16 protein-coding genes, 1 tRNA gene and 1 other RNA gene are annotated in these 17,590 nt (G+C 51.4%); 11 read left to right on the top strand and 7 right to left on the bottom strand.

The genetic code is table 11. From position 1 onward, the window contains the following. Positions 1 to 29: 29 nt before the first annotated feature. The 3 genes from F7Q90_RS17685 (at position 30) to F7Q90_RS17675 (ending at position 3,045) form a co-directional block, all read left to right on the top strand. Positions 30 to 581 carry an NAD(P)H nitroreductase gene (locus tag F7Q90_RS17685; RefSeq protein WP_006119410.1) on the top strand — a complete coding sequence of 184 codons (552 nt, stop codon included), beginning with the start codon at positions 30 to 32 and terminating at the stop codon, positions 579 to 581. A gap of 257 nt (positions 582 to 838) precedes the next feature. Next, positions 839 to 2,755 (top strand): DNA topoisomerase III, encoded by a 1,917-nt coding sequence (locus F7Q90_RS17680; RefSeq protein WP_006119409.1) that lies wholly within the window; start codon positions 839 to 841, stop codon positions 2,753 to 2,755. Continuing rightward, positions 2,755 to 3,045 (top strand): YnjH family protein, encoded by a 291-nt coding sequence (locus tag F7Q90_RS17675; protein ID WP_006119407.1) that lies wholly within the window; start codon positions 2,755 to 2,757, stop codon positions 3,043 to 3,045. The genes F7Q90_RS17680 and F7Q90_RS17675 overlap by 1 nt, the downstream gene beginning before the upstream one ends. A 39-nt stretch (positions 3,046 to 3,084) precedes the next feature. On the opposite strand, the gene xthA is transcribed toward F7Q90_RS17675, so the two are convergent. The 5 genes from xthA to F7Q90_RS17650 all read right to left on the bottom strand — a co-directional run bounded on the left by xthA (position 3,085) and on the right by F7Q90_RS17650 (position 5,914). Next, complete coding sequence (gene xthA, locus F7Q90_RS17670) at positions 3,085 to 3,891, bottom strand: exodeoxyribonuclease III (protein WP_006119406.1); 807 nt, start codon at positions 3,889 to 3,891, stop codon at positions 3,085 to 3,087. 265 nt (positions 3,892 to 4,156) lie between these two features. Next, positions 4,157 to 4,284: non-coding RNA, RtT sRNA (locus F7Q90_RS17665), on the bottom strand. A 41-nt stretch (positions 4,285 to 4,325) separates the two neighbouring features. Next, positions 4,326 to 4,410 (bottom strand) — tRNA-Tyr (locus F7Q90_RS17660). Between the two features lie 143 nt (positions 4,411 to 4,553). After that, positions 4,554 to 5,402, bottom strand: coding sequence for a formyltetrahydrofolate deformylase (gene purU / locus F7Q90_RS17655; RefSeq protein WP_006119405.1), 849 nt, complete (start codon positions 5,400 to 5,402; stop codon positions 4,554 to 4,556). A gap of 56 nt (positions 5,403 to 5,458) precedes the next feature. Beyond that, positions 5,459 to 5,914: a YchJ family protein gene (locus F7Q90_RS17650; RefSeq protein ID WP_006119404.1), complete on the bottom strand. Its 456-nt coding sequence runs from the start codon at positions 5,912 to 5,914 to the stop codon at positions 5,459 to 5,461. Positions 5,915 to 6,011: 97 nt separating this feature from the next. Here F7Q90_RS17650 and rssA point away from each other — a divergent pair, with 97 nt between their 5' ends. The 5 genes from rssA to F7Q90_RS17625 all read left to right on the top strand — a co-directional run bounded on the left by rssA (position 6,012) and on the right by F7Q90_RS17625 (position 11,513). Further along, the gene (gene rssA / locus F7Q90_RS17645) at positions 6,012 to 6,923 is read left to right on the top strand and encodes a patatin-like phospholipase RssA (RefSeq protein ID WP_006119403.1); all 912 of its coding nucleotides are present in this window, start codon (positions 6,012 to 6,014) and stop codon (positions 6,921 to 6,923) included. Between the two features lie 88 nt (positions 6,924 to 7,011). Next, on the top strand, positions 7,012 to 8,028 hold the full coding sequence (rssB, locus tag F7Q90_RS17640) for a two-component system response regulator RssB (RefSeq protein ID WP_006119402.1): 1,017 nt from the start codon (positions 7,012 to 7,014) through the stop codon (positions 8,026 to 8,028). Positions 8,029 to 8,223: 195 nt separating this feature from the next. Next, positions 8,224 to 9,126 (top strand): UTP--glucose-1-phosphate uridylyltransferase GalU, encoded by a 903-nt coding sequence (gene galU / locus F7Q90_RS17635; RefSeq protein ID WP_006119401.1) that lies wholly within the window; start codon positions 8,224 to 8,226, stop codon positions 9,124 to 9,126. Positions 9,127 to 9,150: 24 nt separating this feature from the next. Next, the gene (locus tag F7Q90_RS17630; RefSeq protein WP_006119399.1) at positions 9,151 to 10,491 is read left to right on the top strand and encodes a UDP-glucose dehydrogenase family protein; all 1,341 of its coding nucleotides are present in this window, start codon (positions 9,151 to 9,153) and stop codon (positions 10,489 to 10,491) included. Between the two features lie 14 nt (positions 10,492 to 10,505). Next, a complete protein-coding gene (locus tag F7Q90_RS17625; RefSeq protein WP_006119398.1) occupies positions 10,506 to 11,513 on the top strand; it encodes an NAD-dependent epimerase in 1,008 nt (335 codons plus the stop codon). 92 nt (positions 11,514 to 11,605) lie between these two features. Here F7Q90_RS17625 and hns read toward each other — a convergent pair whose 3' ends face one another. Next, a complete protein-coding gene (hns, locus tag F7Q90_RS17620; protein ID WP_006119397.1) occupies positions 11,606 to 12,013 on the bottom strand; it encodes a histone-like nucleoid-structuring protein H-NS in 408 nt (135 codons plus the stop codon). 588 nt (positions 12,014 to 12,601) lie between these two features. On the opposite strand from hns, the gene tdk reads away from it, so the two are divergent. After that, the gene (tdk, locus tag F7Q90_RS17615; protein WP_006119396.1) at positions 12,602 to 13,222 is read left to right on the top strand and encodes a thymidine kinase; all 621 of its coding nucleotides are present in this window, start codon (positions 12,602 to 12,604) and stop codon (positions 13,220 to 13,222) included. Between the two features lie 238 nt (positions 13,223 to 13,460). Here tdk and adhE read toward each other — a convergent pair whose 3' ends face one another. After that, entirely contained in the window at positions 13,461 to 16,145 is a 2,685-nt protein-coding gene (adhE, locus tag F7Q90_RS17610) for a bifunctional acetaldehyde-CoA/alcohol dehydrogenase (RefSeq protein WP_006119395.1), read from the bottom strand. Between the two features lie 87 nt (positions 16,146 to 16,232). On the opposite strand from adhE, the gene F7Q90_RS17605 reads away from it, so the two are divergent. After that, a complete protein-coding gene (locus F7Q90_RS17605; protein WP_141119374.1) occupies positions 16,233 to 16,466 on the top strand; it encodes a hypothetical protein in 234 nt (77 codons plus the stop codon). Positions 16,467 to 16,570: 104 nt separating this feature from the next. Continuing rightward, the gene (locus F7Q90_RS17600; RefSeq protein ID WP_006119393.1) at positions 16,571 to 17,218 is read left to right on the top strand and encodes a YchE family NAAT transporter; all 648 of its coding nucleotides are present in this window, start codon (positions 16,571 to 16,573) and stop codon (positions 17,216 to 17,218) included. Positions 17,219 to 17,590 lie beyond the last annotated feature (372 nt).

Raw genomic sequence — 17,590 nt, 5'->3', positions numbered from 1 at the left:
ACCCGTGCTTTTACTGTCAGGAGAAAAACATGGACGCACTAGAATTACTGGTTAATCGTCGTTCGGCCTCGCGTCTGGCGGAACCGGCCCCCAGCGGTGAAGCGCTGGATAACATCCTGCGCGCGGGCATGCGCGCACCCGATCACGGCGGCCTGCAACCCTGGCGATTTATTATTGTTGAAAATGAAGGCCGCGATCGCCTGAGTCAGCTACTGGAAAAAGCGGCGCGGGACAACCAGATGGATGAGAAAGCCATCAATAAAGCCAGTCAGGCGCCGTTCCGTGCGCCCATGATCATCACCGTCGTGGCGCACTGCGAGATCAATCACAAGGTACCGCGCTGGGAACAAATCGCCTCTGCCAGCTGTGCCGTGATGGCGATGCAGATGGCTGCTGTCGCCCAGGGCTTTAATGGCATCTGGCGGAGCGGCGTCTGGACCGACGATCCGCAGGTGCGTGAGGCGTTCGGCTGCCGTGAGCAGGACGCGATTGTGGGCTTCCTCTATCTGGGCACGCCGCAGCTTAAGTCCAGCACCACCGTGGTTCATCCCGACACGGCACCCTTCGTCCGCTATTTCTGAACCTGTCTGAACCGCGCGATGCGCGGTAAACTGCGCACGTAATGAGCGAAGCGTTTCCTCGCAGATCCGGCACGCTTATCAGCAGCGTGCCGCCAGGCTACTATAGCGCTGTCTTCACTGGCAGCGCCGCGTGCTGTGTCCGGGGAAACCGGCTGCCTGCATCCGATGGCGCCAGGCCGTGATCCTGCACTGTCGTCGTGCACGGGGCAGGCGCTGCCATCATTGTTGTTCGCTGACGTTAAGGATTACCCGATTTAATGCGTTTGTTTATAGCAGAGAAACCCAGCCTCGGACGGGCCATTGCCGATGTGTTACCTAAACCGCACCGCCGCGGTGACGGATTCATTGCCTGTGGCAATGATCAGGTCGTCACCTGGTGCGTAGGGCATTTACTTGAGCAGGCGCAGCCCGATGCTTATGACGGCCGTTACGCACGCTGGTCACTGGCCGATCTGCCCATTATTCCTGAAAAGTGGCGCCTGCAGCCGCGGCCCTCTGTCGCTAAGCAGCTTAAAGTGGTTGAGGGGTTGCTGGCGCAGGCGGACGAAGTGGTTCACGCCGGTGACCCGGATCGGGAAGGGCAACTGTTAGTGGACGAAGTGCTGGATTACCTGCAACTGCCCGCCGAGAAACGCAGTAAGGTGCAGCGCTGCCTGATCAACGATCTCAATCCTCAGGCGGTCGAACGCGCAGTCAGTCGCCTGCGTGAAAACCGTGAGTTTATCCCCCTGTGTGTTTCCGCCCTGGCTCGCGCCCGGGCGGACTGGCTGTATGGCATCAACATGACCCGCGCCTGGACGTTAATGGGCCGTAATGCCGGTTACGATGGCGTATTGTCGGTGGGGCGGGTGCAAACACCCGTGCTGGGGCTGGTGGTGCGCCGCGACGAAGAGATCGAAAACTTTGTGCCGAAAGACTATTTTGAAGTTAAAGCGCATATCGTGACGCCAGATGACATCCGCTTTGTTGCCAACTGGGTCCCCAGTGAAGCCTGTGAGCCCTGGCAGGATGAAGAAGGGCGCTTACTCAAGCGGAGTCTGGCAGAGCATGTGGTTGCCCGCATTACCGGTCAGCCTGCGCGTGTCACCGCATACAGTGATAAGCGCGAAAGCGACACTGCGCCACTCCCGTTTTCGCTCTCGGCACTGCAGATTGAGGCGGCAAAACGCTTTGGCCTCAGCGCGCAGGCGGTGCTGGATATCTGTCAGCGGTTGTATGAAACCCACAAACTGATTACCTATCCCCGTTCCGACAGTCGCTATTTGCCCGATGAGCATTTTGCTGGTCGTCACGCAGTGCTGAATGCCATTCAGGTTCACCAGCCCGATCTGACGTCGCCTGCGGAGTTTGATGCCGATCGTAAAAACCGCTGTTGGGACGACAAAAAAGTGGATGCGCACCATGCCATTATTCCTACAGCACGCGCCAGTGCTGTCAGGCTTAATGACAATGAACAGCAGGTTTATGGCCTGATCGCGCGTCAGTATCTGATGCAGTTCTGCCCGGATGCGATGTTTCGTAAATGCACTATTGAACTGGATATTGCGGGCGGTAAATTCGTGGCGAAGGCCCGCTTTCTGGCTGAGGCGGGTTGGCGTGCTTTGCTGGGCAGTAAAGAGCGTGATGAAGAAAATGACGGCATGCCGCTGCCGGTCGTGGCGGAAGGGGACGTCCTGCTGTGTGAGCACGGCGAGGTGCTGGCCAAGCAAACGCAGCCACCTCGTCATTTTACGGATGCCACGCTTCTGTCAGCCATGACCGGTATCGCGCGTTTTGTTCAGGATAAAGAATTAAAGAAAGTGCTTCGTGCGACCGATGGTTTAGGAACGGAAGCCACGCGCGCGGGGATCATAGAATTATTGTTCCGCCGGTCATTTTTACAGAAGAAAGGGCGCTATATTCATTCTACCGACACGGGTAAGGCGTTGATCCATTCGTTACCGGATCTGGCAGCCCGGCCGGACATGACCGCCCAGTGGGAATCGACACTGACACGGATTAGTGAAAAGGCCTGCCGTTATGATGAGTTTATGCAACCGCTGGTGCACACGCTGAGTGGGCTTATTCATCAGGCACGGCAGCAACCGTCGGGACAGGCGTTTCGTGGGTTACCGTCCACCGGACAAAAACGTCCGCAGCGCAAAGCACGGCGTAAAACTAAGGAAACCGAATAATGCGTAAAACTGCACTGCTCATGCTGGCCGCACTGATTGTCTGTGGGCCGGCCCAGGCGAATTATCATCCGTCTACAGGCGGAACTAACACGGATGTGATTGTTGATATGCCGCGGGAAGCCTGGACTCAGGGACAAAATAATCAGCAGAACTGTATGCAGTGCTGTATTTTCGAAAACCGTAATTATACCGAGGGCGCAGTCGTGAAATCAGAAGGCGTCCTGTTACAGTGCGCGCGTGACGAAAAATCGCTGGGGACGAACAACCTGATCTGGAAAATAGTGAAATAGAAAACGCGTGGTGGGCGGGCGCACCACGCGTCAGCGCTATCAGAAGCGGAAGGTTGACCAGACCGGGGCATGGTCAGAGGGTTTTTCCATGCCACGAATATCGTAGTCGATACCGCTCTCAATGCAGTGCGAGGCCAGCCCGGTGCTGGCCAGCAGCAGGTCAATGCGCAGACCGCGATTGTCATCGAACCCTTTAGAACGGTAATCGAACCAGGAAAAACGGTCACAGGTATCGGGATTATGCGCACGCCAGGTATCGACCAACCCCCAGCTTAACAGCCTGTCCATCCATTCCCGCTCTTCGGGCAGGAAAGAACACTTACCGGTACGCAGCCAGCGTTTACGGCTGTCTTCGCCAATCCCAATATCCAGGTCGGTGCTGCTGATATTCATATCGCCCATGATCAGCACGGGCTTATCCGCCGTAAGACTCTCGCTCAGATAGCTTTGCAGATCGCGGTAAAATTTTTCTTTGGCCGGAAACTTTGTCGGGTGGTCTCGGCTCTCGCCCTGCGGAAAATAGCCATTTATCAAGGTAATATCGCCAATCGGGCTGGGGATTTCAGCCATGATCAGGCGACGCTGCGCATCCTCGCCATCGCCCGGAAACCCCCGACGCACGGAGACCGGCTGAACCTTGGTCAACAGTGCCACACCGTAATGGCCTTTCTGACCGTGATAAAACACGTTGTAGCCCAGCTTAGCCACATCCTCGAGCGGGAACATATCATCATGGACTTTCGTTTCCTGCAGACCAATGACGTCAGGCTGATGCTTCTCGACCAGTGCTTCGAGTTGATGGGGACGTGCCCGCAAGCCGTTAATATTGAATGAAATAAATTTCATGAGATAACCTTCAGCGAATGATAGGCAGGATGGTAGCGATTTTTGCCGGAAATGTCATGGCAGAGCAGGGCAATTTCAGCGAGTGGTGGACAGCACGGGCCAGAGAGCACGACACACGGTCAGCGGGAACAGAAAACCAGAGTGGTTTCCAGAAGCGTTTACTCAGGCGATGCCCGGCACGAACGCTGAACAAAGGTTCTTATCCCTTTTCGCACAGAACAGGCTGACTGATTTGCATGTCGGAATGAAGATGCTAAATGCGAGATGGTGGTGGGAGAAGGATGATTCGGCGCGTTGCGCCTCACCCTACGGGCCGCGCTAATGCGCGTTGTCTCGCGGTGCCCGACGCGAACGCTGGTCGAAGGTTCTCATCCCTCTCCATGCAGTACAGGCTGACTGAGTTGCATGTCGGAATGAAGATGCTAAATGCGAGATGGTGGTGGGAGAAGGATTCGAACCTTCGAAGTCTGTGACGGCAGATTTACAGTCTGCTCCCTTTGGCCGCTCGGGAATCCCACCAGGGACTGAATTGTTGTGCTCTGAAGCGGGGCGCATCATACCAAATGGATTCAGACTGTAAAGCGGACTCAGGCAAATCACGAACCGTTTGCCCACTTTTTACGCGTAGCGCTGGAATGTCAGCCAGTCCAGCGCCGTGGCGGTTAAAGAATAATCGTGCGGTTGCCGTAAACAAACACACGCTGACCCAGCACTTTATCTAACGCGCGGCTCAGCACATTCTTTTCTACATCACGTCCGGCACGCATCATCTCTTCTGCTGTATAGCTGTGATCGACGTTGATGACGTCCTGCATAATGATCGGACCTTCATCCAGGTTGTCATTAACGTAGTGCGCCGTCGCACCAATGATTTTAACGCCGCGTTCATAAGCTTGGTGATAAGGGCGTGCGCCGATAAAGGCAGGCAGGAACGAGTGATGAATATTGATGATCTGATTCGGGTAGCGCTGGACGAAGCCCGGCGTCAGCACGCGCATATATTTGGCAAGCACCACATAATCTGGCTGGTAACGATCAATTTCGTCCGCCATCTTATTATCATGCTCTTCACGCGAAAGCCCTTCATGACTGACCAACACAAACGGAATATCAAAACGCTCGACCAGCGAGCGCAGCGTTTCATGGTTACCGATGACGGCGGCTATTTCCATATCCAGCCCGCCAAACGCGCTCTTCATCAGCAGGTCGCCCAGGCAGTGGGCTTCTTTGGTGACCAGAATAACGACGCGGCGACGGCCTGCGCTGTGCAGTTCACGTACCGAGCCCTGAGGAAGGGCGCTGTCAAGATCGGCCAGTAAAGTATTGTCGTTAAAAATCCCTTCCAGCTCTGTGCGCATGAAAAAACGCCCGGTGCGATGATCAACAAACTCATTGTTTTGCACGATATTCAGTTCGTGCTTGTAACAAATATTGGTGATTTTGGCGATCAGACCTTTTGCATCGGGACAAATGGTTCGTAAAACTTTTCTTTGCATGGTTTGCGCTTGCATCTCAATCAGAGTCCTGTCAAAGCATTAAGGGTAAAACCGTTACGCAGGCAACTGCCTTAACCGCAACATTTTTTGTATTTTTTGTCGGCGCCACATGGACAGCGATCGTTGCGCCCGATGGCGGGCGTCATTCCGTCGACATAGTACCAGCGACTGTCCTCGCGAAGAAAGCGTGAACGCTCGTACATCGCCCGATTAACACCGTTTTCAGCAAAACGTGCAAAAAAAGTGACGAAAGATTCGTCTTTGTGGCGCCCCTCATCACAACGTGTGATGTTCAGGCTGAGCCATTCAGTACCAGCGAAACTTTCAGTCACTAAGTCAGCCAGCGCCGGAACGCGGCTGGTGGGATGCCAGGTGGCGACGAGGTAATCGACGTCTTGTTTGACATAAGCGCAGTAGCGGGAGCGCATAAGTTGTTCAGCTGATAAGGGAATTTCTGTTCCTTTAACAAAGGGCTGACAACATAGGCTATACTGCTTGCCGCTACAGCATGGGCAAGATTCGGACACACATTCTCCTGTTAATAACAGTGATTGTTAATGATATCGTTTACTTTATCCGACCCACGCGTGTGATGCCATGTATTGACGCCAGGACCCGAGTAAGATGAGAAAGCAAAAAATTGGATTGGCTCTGGGTTCCGGTGCCGCCAAAGGATGGGCGCATATTGGCGTTATCGAAGCGTTGGAGAGCGCAGGTATCAACATTGATGTCGTGGCAGGCTGTTCCATCGGTGCACTGGTGGGCGCAGCTTACGTCAATCATCGTCTCCCGCACATGAAAAAGTGGGTGAGTGCGTTTAGCTACTGGGATGTCATCCGTCTGATGGATCTGTCCTGGCAGCGAGGCGGACTGTTACGCGGAGAACGGGTATTCAACCATGTCCGGCAACTCATTACGCACGACGCGATTGAATCGTGCGGAAAGCCGTTTGGTGTGGTGGCAACCAATTTAAGTACCGGTCGCGAGCTGTGGCTGACCGAGGGTGAATTACATCAGGCGGTACGTGCGTCCTGCAGTATGCCAGGTTTATTACCGCCCGTCGGCTACAATGGATATTGGCTGGTGGATGGTGCGGTGGTGAATCCGGTACCGATCTCCCTGACGCGCGCGCTGGGGGCGGATGTCGTGATTGCTGTCGATCTTCAGCACGACGCGCATCTGATGCCGCAGAATGCGATGGCGCTGACATCCCAGAGTTCAGAAGAACATGCGGCGGCTGTGGCGCTCAATCTCGACTGGCGTGGGAAACTGCGACAGCGTCTGGTCAATTTTACGCAGCGCCGGGCCTCGCAAATGCCGGGCGCCATGGAGATCATGGCCACGTCCATCCAGGTGCTGGAAAATCGCCTGAAGCGAAACCGGATGGCAGGCGATCCGCCTGATGTGCTTATCCAGCCATTTTGTCCACAGATATCCACGTTGGATTTTCATCGTGCAGAAGAAGCAATTGCGGCTGGGAAGGTTGCCGTTGAGAAACAAATGGATGAATTATTACCGCTGGTCCGTAGAAGATAATCTGGTTGTTCACGCACAGATGTTACTTCGGTCTATTCTGAAAGGCGCAACTGCGTTTTATGAACTATCGGGTACGCAGGGGGATGGAATGGAAAAACCACTGATCGGCAAAAAGATACTCATTGTCGAAGATGAGGCCGTTTTCCGTTCGCTTTTAAACCAGTTTTTAACATCAATGGGGGCTGTCACTGTTGAGGCTGAAGATGGTCTGGAAGCTATTGCGCAACTGGATAAACATGCCGTCGAACTGGTGATTTGTGACCTGGAAATGCCGCGCATGAACGGAATTCAGTTTGTCGAACATCTGCGCAGCCACGGCAATACACTGCCCATTCTGATAATTTCCGCGACCGAAAATATGTCCGACATCGCGCAGGTTTTACGTCTGGGCGTACAGGATGTGTTGCTAAAACCCCTGAAGAATTTTGAACGTTTCCGTGAAGCGGTATACGAATGCCTCTATCCGTCGATGTTTACCTCGAAAGTCGAGGAAGATGAACAGCTGTTTCAGGACTGGGATGCATTGGTGCGCGATCCTTCCGCTGCGGCAAAATTACTGAAAGAACTGCAGCCCCCGGTCCAGCAGCGCATTGCCCATTGTCGGGTAAATTATCGCCAGTTAACCATGGCGGAGCAGCCCGGGCTGGTGCTAGATATTGCGGCGTTATCTGACAAAGATTTGGCTTTTTATTGTCTCGATGTCACCCGTGCGGGCGACAACGGCGTGCTGGCGGCTTTATTATTGCGCGCCCTGTTTAACGGATTATTACAAGAACAGTTATCAGGACAGAAACAGCGATTACCTGAGTTAAGCAGTTTACTCAGACAGGTTAATCTGCTGCTACGGCAGGCGAATTTAACCGGACAGTTCCCTCTGTTAGTTGGATACTACCATCGCGGATTAAAAAACCTGGTGCTGGTTTCTGCTGGCCTGAATGCCACATTACATGTTCAGGCCCATCAAATTCAACTCAGTAATGGCGTTCCGCTTGGCACTATGGGCAGTACGCATATTAACCAGATTAGCCAGCGTGCGGACGACTGGCAGTGCCATATTTGGGGCGCCGGGGGCCGTATACGACTGATGTTATCGTCTGAGCAATAAACACCGAAGGGTAATTTATACTTACCCGCAAGACAGTGCCAGAAGTTAGCTTTACACTTGGGTAATAGTCTTAAATTCTACGGATAGATGCCTTCCAGGATAAATCCGTTCGCGAGTAACTGATATACTCATTTCCGAATTTAAACCGACATATCAAGCATTAAAACTTGAACGGCCTATAAGAGAGGTATTTTGATGTCTGCCTATAAGACCAAAGTTAAAAAAGCGGTAATCCCGGTAGCAGGTTTGGGTACGCGTATGCTTCCTGCGACGAAAGCGATTCCAAAAGAAATGTTACCGCTGGTTGATAAGCCGTTAATTCAGTATGTCGTTAATGAGTGTATTGCTGCGGGTATCAATGAAATTGTGCTGGTAACCCACTCGTCTAAGAACGCCATTGAAAACCATTTTGATACCAGTTTCGAACTGGAGTCAATGCTGGAAAAACGCGTTAAGCGTCAGCTGCTGGATGAAATTCAGTCCATCTGTCCTCCACACGTGACCATCATGCAGGTCCGTCAGGGCATCGCTAAAGGCCTGGGCCACGCGGTAATGTGTGCGCACCCGCTGGTCGGTGATGAGCCTGTTGCCGTCATCCTGCCTGATGTGATCATCGACGAATATGAGTCAAACCCAACCAAAGATAACCTGGCGGAAATGCTGAGCCGTTATGAAGAGTCTGGCCGCAGCCAGATCATGGTTGAGCCTGTCAGTGATGTAACCGCTTATGGTGTTGTTGACTGCAAGGGCGCAGAACTGAACCCGGGCGACAGCGCACCGATGGTCGGTGTGGTTGAGAAACCAAAAGCGTCTGAAGCGCCTTCTAATCTGGCTGTGGTGGGGCGTTATGTTCTGTCCGCAGATATCTGGCCACTGCTGGCAAAAACGCCTCCAGGTGCAGGCGGTGAAGTACAGCTCACGGATTCTATCGCCATGCTGATGGAAAAAGAGACCGTTGAAGCTTACCACCTGAAAGGGGTCAGCCATGACTGCGGTAACAAACTGGGATACATGCAGGCTTTCGTCGAATATGGTGTTCGCCATCCGGTGCTGGGCAAAGAGTTCTCTGAGTGGCTCAATAAAACCGTTAGCGATTAAAAATTTAAAACACAGGATAGCGTAATGAAAGTCACTGTATTTGGTATCGGCTATGTCGGTCTGGTTCAGGCTGCGGTGTTGGCCGAAGTCGGACATGACGTTCTCTGTATTGATGTCGATGAAAAAAAGGTTGAGAACCTCAAAAAGGGTCAGATTCCTATTTTTGAACCGGGCCTGACGCCGCTGGTTAAGTCTAACTATGAATCCGGTCGCCTGAAGTTCAGCACCGATGCTGCACTGGGCGTTAACCATGGCGTGATGCAGTTTATCGCCGTAGGCACACCGCCTGATGAAGATGGTTCGGCCGATCTGAAATATGTTACTGCCGTGGCACGCACCATTGCTCAGCATATGACCGATCATAAAGTGGTCATCGATAAATCTACCGTACCGGTTGGAACGGCTGACAGAGTCCGTGCGGTCATGACGGAAACCCTGCAGGCGCGTGATGCCAATATCAGCTTTGATGTGGTATCCAACCCCGAGTTCCTGAAAGAAGGGGCGGCGGTTGCTGACTGTATGCGTCCCGAGCGCATCGTTGTCGGCACGGATAATGATGCTGTCGTGGAACTGTTGCGTGAGCTCTATGAGCCCTTCAACCGCAACCACGATCGTATGATCCTGATGGATATTCGCAGTGCAGAGCTGACGAAGTACGCTGCCAACTGTATGCTGGCGACCAAAATCAGCTTTATGAATGAAATTTCCAATCTCGCGGAACGTTTAGGTGCGGATATCGAAAAAGTGCGCCAGGGGATTGGTTCTGACTCACGTATCGGCTATCACTTTATCTATCCTGGCTGCGGTTATGGCGGTTCCTGTTTCCCGAAAGATGTGCAGGCGCTCATTCGTACGGCGGAATCCATTGGCTATACACCACGTCTGTTAAAAGCGGTGGAAGACGTCAATGACAGCCAGAAAACTAAGCTGCCCGCCTTTATCAAACGTCATTTTGGTGACGATCTTAAAGGGAAGACGTTTGCGCTGTGGGGACTGTCGTTCAAACCGAATACCGACGATATGCGTGAAGCATCGAGCCGTGTATTGATGGAAGCGCTGTGGGAAGCAGGTGCGTCTGTACAGGCTTTCGATCCGGAAGCGATGGATGAAGCACAGCGCATCTACGGTCACCGCGACGATTTGAAGCTGATGGGCACCAAAGAATCAGCGTTACAGGGCGCAGATGGCCTGGTAATTTGCACTGAGTGGCAAAATTTCCGTGCCCCTGACTTCGACGTGATCAAAAATGCACTGAAACAACCCGTGATTTTTGATGGACGTAACCTGTATGATCCAGAGCGTCTCAGCAAGCGCGGCTTCGTTTATTACGCTATTGGCCGCGGAGCGTCCATCCAGGCTGTGTGATTAATGAGGGATTTATGAATTTTCTGGTAACCGGCGCAGCAGGCTTTATTGGCTTCCATGTGAGCCAACGCCTGTTGGCCGCCGGTCACCAGGTTGTCGGTATTGACAACCTGAATGACTATTATGATGTCAGCCTCAAACAAGCCCGTCTTGATTTGATCGGCGACAACCCATCTTTTACGTTTGTTAAAACCGATTTGGCCGACCGTCAGGCCATTGCAGCACTTTTCGAACAGCACAAATTTCAGCGTGTTATTCACCTGGCCGCTCAGGCTGGTGTGCGCTATTCCCTTGAAAACCCGCATGCGTATGTGGATGCCAATGTTATTGGGCATCTGAATATTCTTGAAGGGTGCCGTCATCATCGTGTTGAACATCTGCTCTATGCGTCGTCCAGCTCCGTTTATGGACTGAACAGTAAGCTGCCGTTCTCTACGGAAGACAGTGTCGATCATCCGGTGTCATTGTATGCCGCGACCAAAAAAGCCAATGAGCTGATGTCGCACACCTATTCGCATCTGTATCAGTTACCCACCACCGGTTTACGTTTCTTCACTGTATACGGTCCCTGGGGACGCCCCGATATGGCCTTGTTTAAATTTACCCGGGCTATGATTGCGGGTGAGGCGATTGACGTCTATAACCAGGGTAAAATGCAACGCGATTTCACCTATATCGATGATGTTGTCGAGGCCATTATTCGTCTGCAGGATCGTATTCCGCAGCCGGATGAAAGTTGGACAGTAGAGAGCGGATCTGCCGCGTCGAGTTCAGCGCCGTATCGTATTTACAATTTAGGCAATAGTCAGCCGATGAGCTTGATTCGCTATATTGAAGCGATTGAAAAAGCATTAGGTGTAACGGCAAATAAAAATCTGATGCCAATGCAACCCGGTGACGTGTTAGCTACCAGCGCAGATACCAGCGATTTATTTAACGCTGTCGGCTTTAAACCGCAAACAGGCGTGGATGAAGGTGTCAGACGTTTTGTTGACTGGTACCGGAACTTTTATTCGGTATAAAAACAAAAAGGAAGCGACCGCTTCCTTTTTTTTCTGGTATTGGTAATCAGGTCGCTAAAATGAAGCCAGCAAAGCCTAAAGCACGCCAGGATTTACAGCAAAAAATCGTCTAACTGCTTACCATGTTGTTCCATGGCTTTTTTGATTGCTGCTGGTGTACGTCCCTGACCAGTCCAGGTTTTGGTCTCCCCGTTTTCATCAACAAACTGATATTTGGCAGGGCGGGCAGCACGTTTGGCTTTGCCAGACGTTTTGGACTCTGACAATGCGTTGAATAATTCATTGGGATCGATTCCATCCGCTAAAAGCATATCGCGATATTGCTCAAGTTTACGCGCACGCTCTTCCGTTTCTGCTTTAGAATGTGACGCTTCATCGCGGCGTTCATTTACTACGACTTCAAACTTTTCCAGCATTTCTTCCAGTGTTTCCAAAGAACACTCTCTGGCCTGGGCACGCAGCGTGCGGATATTATTAATATTTTTTAGTGCTTCGCTCATTGTCCTGATCTCTGAATAATGAATAGGAGAGTTGTTCTGCCCGCTAATAGTAGTGGTGGGGGGAAATAACTTCAACATTAAATTAATTTTTAGCTTTAAAAGTTCAAAGATGAATTTATTAAATTATAAATTCCGCCAGATAAAGCGCGATGTAAGGACCAATGAAACGTTGATGTTTAACCGGCAACCGGCTTTGTTGAATAATAGGTAATCATTCTGTTTTGTCTGCACTGTTTTGGTAGAAAACGCTGATGCCAGACAGAACACCGTCATACGCAAGCATGTAATGCATTGATTTTATGTTATCTGAAACAACCGTTTTCATAGTACCACAGCATAAAATCCATTTATTCAACAAAGCCCCGGCAACCTATAAAGCCCTGACACGGATCAATGAAAATAAAGCTTAACGCTATACTGTCTTTAATATTCATATAGTCAAAAATAATGCGCTGCCGTTGCAGGACAGGCAATACCCGACGCTGGCTCTCGTCTGAACGTAACGGGCTGAAAATCAACACGGCATTGCCGGTCAGATATGGTAAAATCGCACTTATTTTGTTTCATCCACACCGGGATACCGTGCCAATGGCTCAACTCTATTTCTACTATTCGGCAATGAACGCGGGTAAATCAACCGCGCTTTTGCAGTCTTCCTATAATTATCAGGAGCGCGGTATGCGGACCCTGGTTTATACCGCTGAGATTGATAATCGCTTTGGTACCGGTAAAGTCAGTTCACGCATTGGCTTGTCATCACCGGCCGTTCTTTATAATGCCGAAAGCCAGCTGGATGTGGAAATTGCACAAGAGCATGCGCGCCAGCCCGTACACTGTGTGTTAGTGGATGAAAGTCAGTTTCTGACCCGGGAACAGGTGAAGGCCTTGTCTGACGTGGTGGATAATCTGGATATTCCGGTGCTGTGTTATGGGTTAAGAACCGACTTTCTGGGAGAATTGTTTACCGGTAGCCAGTATCTGCTGGCCTGGGCCGATAAACTGGTGGAGCTTAAAACCGTATGTCATTGCGGACGTAAAGCGGGCATGGTGCTGCGTCTCGACAGCGAAGGCAAACCCTTCCGGGAAGGGGAGCAGGTGGTGATTGGCGGCAATGAGCGCTATATCTCGGTGTGCCGTAAGCACTATAAAAAAGCGATTGAGCAGGGCTGTTTGCAGGCTATCCACGGCGCGCAAACGCCAGTCGCGTAATCCTGTTCCTCACCTCAGGTTCACGTGGTCGCAAAAGTCTTTCCTGGCGAACCTCATTCGTCTCTTTATCTTTATGGCGACCTGGGTGTCGGTCTGTCCGTGTGTGGTAGCGATTGCACTATTGCACATTCACTGACAGCGGGCAAACAGCCTGCTTATCCTCAACAGCCATAAAAAACCCCCTTGTGACCGAGCAACAAGGGGGATGGCGCACCCGCGCTAACGGGCTTGTTCCTGATTAGGCTTTTTTGACCTTTTTAGCGGCTTTGATATCGCTGACGGGTTGAGTCAGCGGCTGTTCAACCTGGGCATAAGGCTCAACAAATTTGCGGCCGTAGTAACTGTCCAGCATGATCTGTTTCAGTTCAGCAATTAACGGATAACGTGGGTTAGCACCGGTACACTGATCGTCGAACGCATCCTCAGCCAGTTTGTCCACTTTCGCCAGAAAATCCGCTTCCTGCACGCCAGCTTCACGAATCGAGGCGGGAATACCCAGTTCCGTTTTAATTTCATCCAGCCAGACCAGCAGTTTCTCAATTTTCTGAGCAGTACGATCGCCTGTGGCGGTCAAACCAAGATGATCGGCGATTTCCGCATAGCGACGACGCGCCTGTGGACGATCATACTGACTGAATGCAGTCTGTTTGGTCGGGTTGTCATTTGCGTTATAACGAATGACGTTGGAAATCAGCAGCGAGTTAGCCAGTCCGTGGGGAATATGGAACTCGGAACCCAGTTTATGGGCCATCGAGTGACATACGCCGAGGAAGGCGTTGGCAAAGGCAATACCGGCAATGGTGGCGGCATTGTGCACACGTTCACGCGCAGCCGGATTTTTGGCGCCTTCGGCATAACTGGCGGGCAGGTTCTCTTTCAGCAACTTAAGCGCCTGCAGTGCCTGACCATCAGAATACTCATTCGCCAGAACGGAAACATAGGCTTCCAGTGCATGGGTAACCGCATCCAGACCGCCAAAGGCGCAGAGTGAACGCGGCATATCCATTACGAGGTTCGCATCCACAATGGCCATATCCGGGGTCAGTGCATAATCTGCCAGCGGATATTTTTGACCGGTGGCATCATCCGTGACCACCGCAAACGGGGTCACTTCTGAACCGGTGCCTGAGGTAGTGGTGATAGCTACCATGCGGGCTTTGACGCCCATTTTCGGGAACTTATAGATACGTTTACGAATATCCATAAAGCGTAATGCCAGCTCTTCGAAGTGGGTTTCGGGATGCTCATACATCACCCACATGATTTTCGCCGCATCCATTGGCGAGCCGCCGCCCAGCGCAATGATCACATCGGGTTTAAAGCTGTGCATTTGCTCTGCGCCTTTGCGAACAATGCTCAGTGTTGGGTCTGCTTCGACCTCGAAGAACACTTCCGTTTCAATACCGTGGGATTTCAGGACGCGGGTAACCTGGTCGGCATAGCCGTTATTGAACAGGAAGTGGTCAGTCACAACAAATGCACGTTTCGCGCCGTCGGTGGCGACCTCTTCTAAGGCGACAGGCAATGACCCACGACGGAAATAGATAGATTTCGGAAGTTTATGCCACAACATATTTTCAGCTCGCTTGGCGACGGTTTTCTTATTGATCAGATGCTTAGGTCCGACGTTTTCGGAAATTGAGTTACCTCCCCAGGAGCCACAACCCAGCGTCAACGAAGGCGCGAGTTTGAAGTTATATAAATCGCCAATCCCACCCTGAGAAGCGGGGGTATTAATCAGGATACGGGCCGTTTTCATTTTGTCGCCAAAATAGTGGACACGTGCGGACTGGTTATCCTGATCCGTGTACAGGCAGGAGGTGTGGCCAATGCCGCCCATGGCGACCAGTTTTTCCGCTTTACTGACGGCGTCTTCGTAATCTTTAGCCCGGTACATCGCCAGCGTTGGCGACAGTTTTTCATGGGCAAAAGGTTCGGATTCGTCGACCCGTTCAACTTCACCAATCAGAATTTTGGTATCGGTTGGTACCGTAATGCCCGCCATCTCAGCAATTTTTACTGCGGGCTGGCCCACAATCGCGGCGTTGAGGCCGCCATTTTTCAGGATAATATTCTGAACCGCCTGAAGTTCATGGCCCTGCAGCAGGTAGCCACCATGACTGGCGAAACGTGCCCGAACGGCATCGTAAATCGCATCGACAACAATAACGGACTGCTCTGAGGCACAAATCACCCCGTTATCAAACGTTTTCGACATCAGGATGGACGCCACCGCGCGTTTAACATCTGCCGTTTCATCAATCACGACAGGTGTATTACCAGCACCGACACCAATAGCCGGTTTGCCGGAACTGTAAGCGGCTTTCACCATGCCCGGTCCACCTGTGGCAAGAATCAGATTGATGTCCGGGTGGTGCATCAGCTGATTCGACAGCTCAACAGAGGGCGCATCGATCCAGCCGATAATGTCTTTAGGGGCGCCAGCAGCAATCGCGGCCTGCAGCACAATATCGGCGGCTTTATTGGTGGCATCTTTGGCGCGAGGATGCGGCGAGAAGATAATACCGTTGCGGGTTTTAAGGCTGATCAGGGCTTTGAAGATGGCGGTAGAGGTGGGGTTGGTGGTCGGGACGATCCCACAAATCAGGCCGATGGGTTCGGCAATCGTAATGGTGCCAAAGGTATCATCGGTTTCCAGTACGCCGCAGGTTTTATCATCCTTATAGGCGTTGTAAATATATTCGGACGCAAAGTGATTTTTGATGACTTTGTCTTCGACAATGCCCATGCCCGATTCTGCGACCGCCATCTTCGCTAAGGGAATACGGGCATCAGCAGCGGCCAGTGCGGCTGCGCGGAAAATAGCATCGACTTGTTGTTGAGAAAAACTGGCGAACGCTTGCTGGGCTTTTTTTACCCGTTCAACCAGTGCATTGAGTTCAGCGACATTAGTAACGGCCATTGTGATCTCCTGAGGAAGTTAAACTTTTTTAGGAAACAAGCCTGAACGGAAAGTATAGCCAGGGTAAAAACCGCTCAATCACGGGGCATGAAAGTGCCGTTTTTCAGTTGCTTACTAAAAGAATTCTTTTTCTCCGGTGGTATCGTGGCTGACAACAAAAGAGTATCGGGTTTAGGGGACAGCAATAATGATCCAAATCAATTTAAACCGCAGCTGACACCTTTCAGCCTGCGGTTCATGAGGGGGAGGGCGATGAGGTTAAAAGCGGTAACAAAAGTAACATCTGCCAGCCATTGTGGAATGGCTGGTTTAACGCCCTAAAGTGTAAGTAAATCAACAGAATAAATAACTCTCGCTTCAACTGGCGTGCGCGGCGTTTTTACCTTACATTAGGCGCGTTTTTCATCTGGGATGTGGAGTGAACCGTGAATCCTGCGCTGTTAGATCTATCTGGCTATATCAAGTTTTTCGTAGGCCTGTTTGCACTGGTGAATCCCATTGGCATAATTCCGGTGTTTATCAGCATGACGCGTTATCAGGGCGTGGCAGAACGTAATAAAACGAATCTCACCGCAAACCTTGCTGTGGCCATTATTCTCTGGACGTCGCTGTTTTTAGGGGATGCCATTCTGCATGTGTTTGGCATCTCAATTGATTCTTTCCGTATTGCCGGGGGCATTCTGGTTGTCACGATAGCGATGTCGATGATCAGCGGAAAGCTGGGCGAAGATAAACAAAACAAGCAGGAAAAAACAGAAACTGCGATTCGCGAAAGTATTGGCGTTGTTCCGCTGGCTTTACCGCTGATGGCCGGGCCCGGCGCAATCAGCTCAACCATCGTCTGGAGTACGCGCTATCACAGTTGGCTAAATCTGCTGGGATTTACCGTGGCAGTGGCCATTTTTGCCTTCAGCTGTTGGTTACTGTTTCGTGCCGCCCCCATTATGGTCAGAGTACTGGGGCAAACGGGCATCAACGTCATCACCCGTATCATGGGGCTGCTGTTAATGGCGCTGGGCATCGAATTTGTGGTAACGGGCATTAAAGCGATTTTTCCTGGGCTGGTAAGCTGAATACCCACTTATTTTAACAAACATAAAAAGACAGGCACCAAAAGAGTGCAATACGACACTATATTGCACTCTAAACAGGCAATTATTTGCACCGCTGTATATCCCGGGTTATCACTTTCCCTAATACGCAGTGCGCGTCCCGATAGTACGCGCCTGGCCTTCCTGTCATCAATCTCACCTTATATTCTGCTTTGACGGTGCATGTTGGCATGATTAATGCTGGTAAAGGCCGATTAATGCCTTTTTAAATGTAAGCGTCACATTTAAACCGTCTGTGCAGCGGGCTCCGGTTCCGGGAAAATAGTGTCCATCATTTTTTAATGGACACTATCGCGTGAAACACCGGACATGGCTCCTTGAGGCGCTTCGCCT

The sequence above is a fragment of the Pantoea stewartii subsp. stewartii genome (assembly GCF_008801695.1).
GTDB lineage: Bacteria > Pseudomonadota > Gammaproteobacteria > Enterobacterales > Enterobacteriaceae > Pantoea > Pantoea stewartii.
This window is presented reverse-complemented; position numbering and strand designations above follow the sequence as displayed.

Coding starts and splice junctions, on each gene's coding strand:
- rssA (WP_006119403.1), top strand. CDS start 6,012: ATGAGAAAGCAAAAAATTGGATTGGCTCTGGGTTCCGGTGCCGCCAAA.
- F7Q90_RS17680 (WP_006119409.1), top strand. CDS start 839: ATGCGTTTGTTTATAGCAGAGAAACCCAGCCTCGGACGGGCCATTGCC.
- xthA (WP_006119406.1), bottom strand. CDS start 3,891: ATGAAATTTATTTCATTCAATATTAACGGCTTGCGGGCACGTCCCCAT.
- adhE (WP_006119395.1), bottom strand. CDS start 16,145: ATGGCCGTTACTAATGTCGCTGAACTCAATGCACTGGTTGAACGGGTA.
- rssB (WP_006119402.1), top strand. CDS start 7,012: ATGGAAAAACCACTGATCGGCAAAAAGATACTCATTGTCGAAGATGAG.
- F7Q90_RS17625 (WP_006119398.1), top strand. CDS start 10,506: ATGAATTTTCTGGTAACCGGCGCAGCAGGCTTTATTGGCTTCCATGTG.
- F7Q90_RS17605 (WP_141119374.1), top strand. CDS start 16,233: ATGAAAGTGCCGTTTTTCAGTTGCTTACTAAAAGAATTCTTTTTCTCC.
- galU (WP_006119401.1), top strand. CDS start 8,224: ATGTCTGCCTATAAGACCAAAGTTAAAAAAGCGGTAATCCCGGTAGCA.
- tdk (WP_006119396.1), top strand. CDS start 12,602: ATGGCTCAACTCTATTTCTACTATTCGGCAATGAACGCGGGTAAATCA.
- F7Q90_RS17630 (WP_006119399.1), top strand. CDS start 9,151: ATGAAAGTCACTGTATTTGGTATCGGCTATGTCGGTCTGGTTCAGGCT.
- hns (WP_006119397.1), bottom strand. CDS start 12,013: ATGAGCGAAGCACTAAAAAATATTAATAATATCCGCACGCTGCGTGCC.
- purU (WP_006119405.1), bottom strand. CDS start 5,402: ATGCAAGCGCAAACCATGCAAAGAAAAGTTTTACGAACCATTTGTCCC.
- F7Q90_RS17685 (WP_006119410.1), top strand. CDS start 30: ATGGACGCACTAGAATTACTGGTTAATCGTCGTTCGGCCTCGCGTCTG.
- F7Q90_RS17675 (WP_006119407.1), top strand. CDS start 2,755: ATGCGTAAAACTGCACTGCTCATGCTGGCCGCACTGATTGTCTGTGGG.